The organism is Brevundimonas sp., assembly GCF_031082345.1.
Taxonomy (GTDB): domain Bacteria; phylum Pseudomonadota; class Alphaproteobacteria; order Caulobacterales; family Caulobacteraceae; genus Brevundimonas.
In genome coordinates this window covers 1-1,654 of sequence record NZ_JAVHLH010000387.1, presented here as the reverse complement: position 1 = coordinate 1,654, position 1,654 = coordinate 1, and the positions used below count along the sequence as shown (strand labels likewise).

Genomic DNA, 1,654 nt, shown 5'->3' with positions numbered 1-1,654 from the left:
AGGGGAGAAGGAAGCGGGCGACCTTCCGCTCCAGCAAGGCCACCAACTCCGGCTGCATGAAATCGTAGTCGTCGGGGATGTCGAGGCAGATGACGCGCTTGCCCTTCAGGTGCGGTTTGAAGCGGCGCTGGAGTTTGGCGCGGTGGGCGCGCTCCATGACGAAGATCAGGTCGGCCTGGTCGAGGTTCGTCATCCCGGACCTGATCCGGGATCGGGCGTGACCGGCTCCTCCGCATCGGGCGCCAGGCCGGCGGAGGCGGTCTCGACGCCGGGGCGCGAGGCGAAGACCCGCTCGGCCGTGGGGGAGCGGAGGCGGTTGCGGGCGCAGAGGAAGAGGAGGTTGGTCAATGATCAGCGACAACTGAGGAGAGCCCTGCTTTCCTCATCGATTGGCCAAGAAACGTCTCCGGCCGGGATGGACCTGGCCCGCGGGTAATCTGGCGAAACAGCCTGAAAATGAGCACGGGATGTCGGTCCTCAATCTCGCGCTCAATGCGGGCGATAGCGTATTTGGTGTAGTCGGAAGTGAAAGGGATCAGCACCTCAAGGAGGGCGCGATCTTCCGCGTCCGGGTCATAGAGGCCTCTGAGGGTAAACAGAGCGCTCCGCGACTGTTCAACCGCCTCCATGCTTGCCGAGGTCGGTAGGCTCATCGGGTCGATGCGAGAGAAACTTCTCTCAAGCTCTACAATCATCGAAAGCGACGAGAGTTCGTGGAGCGGAACGCCGCTCTTGAGCGCCCCGACCGATATTTTCTCGACGATACTCAGGCTCATTAGCTGCGCCCGAATGTATTTGAGCACCACGCTTTGTTGGGCTTCGAACCGCCGGGAACTGGTTGCTCCCAACCAAACCGCCTGCAGCAGTGTGAGGAAAATCAGGACCGCTCCGATCGCGGTCCAGTCGAAGAGGTGGGTCAAGCGGGCACCGGCTGACCACATCTCCGACTGCTGCAGTGCGTCCATCGTGTCCCCCTACAGCGGAATATTATCGTGCTTCTTCCACGGGTTCTCCTGCTGCTTGTTCTTCAGCGTCCGTAGCGCCTTGATCAGCCGGCGCCGGGTCCCGTGCGGCATGATCACGTCGTCGATATAGCCGAGCCCCGCCGCTACGAACGGATTGGCGAACCTCGCCTTGTACTCGGCCTCGCGGGCGGCGAGGGCCTCGGGGTCGCCGGCCTCCTTGCGGAAGATGATCTCGACCGCGCCCTTGGCGCCCATGACGGCGATCTCGGCCGAGGGCCAGGCGTAGTTGACGTCGCCGCGCAGGTGTTTGGAGCTCATCACGTCATAGGCGCCGCCATAGGCCTTGCGGGTGATGACGGTCAGCTTGGGCACCGTGGCCTCGGCATAGGCGAACAGCAGCTTGGCGCCGTGCTTGATCAGGCCGCCGTACTCCTGACGCGTGCCGGGCATGAAGCCGGGGACGTCGACGAAGGTCACCAGCGGGATGTCGAAGGCGTCGCAGAAGCGCACGAACCGGGCGGCCTTGCGGCTGGAGTCGATGTCGAGAACGCCGGCGAGGACCTGCGGCTGGTTGGCGACCACGCCGACGGTCTGGCCGTCGAGGCGGCCGAAGCCGGTGACGATGTTCTTGGCGAAATCGGGGGCGATCTCGAAGAATTCGGCCTCGTCGACCGTCTTCAGGATCAGCT

The 1,654-nt window shown here is 63.8% G+C and carries 3 protein-coding genes and 1 pseudogene; all 4 read right to left on the bottom strand.

Annotated elements, in window-relative coordinates; translation table 11 throughout:
* Nucleotides 1–193, bottom strand: a pseudogene (locus tag RDU12_RS15620) (phosphotyrosine protein phosphatase); the annotation flags it as partial.
* Nucleotides 190–348, bottom strand: a complete 159-nt coding sequence (locus RDU12_RS15615) for a hypothetical protein (RefSeq protein ID WP_300290044.1) — start codon at nucleotides 346–348, stop codon at nucleotides 190–192. The gene RDU12_RS15615 and the pseudogene RDU12_RS15620, both read right to left, overlap by 4 nt.
* Nucleotides 345–965: a hypothetical protein gene (locus RDU12_RS15610; protein WP_300290045.1), complete on the bottom strand. Its 621-nt coding sequence runs from the start codon at nucleotides 963–965 to the stop codon at nucleotides 345–347. Before RDU12_RS15610 ends, RDU12_RS15615 begins: the two co-directional genes overlap by 4 nt.
* A gap of 9 nt (nucleotides 966–974) precedes the next feature.
* Nucleotides 975–1,654 (bottom strand): carboxyl transferase domain-containing protein (locus RDU12_RS15605; protein WP_308685579.1); only part of this gene is annotated, 680 nt, incomplete at its 5' end.

Bases quoted from the DNA above. Each gene is read 5' to 3' on its own strand.
- RDU12_RS15610 (WP_300290045.1), bottom strand. From the start codon at position 965: ATGGACGCACTGCAGCAGTCGGAGATGTGGTCAGCCGGTGCCCGCTTG.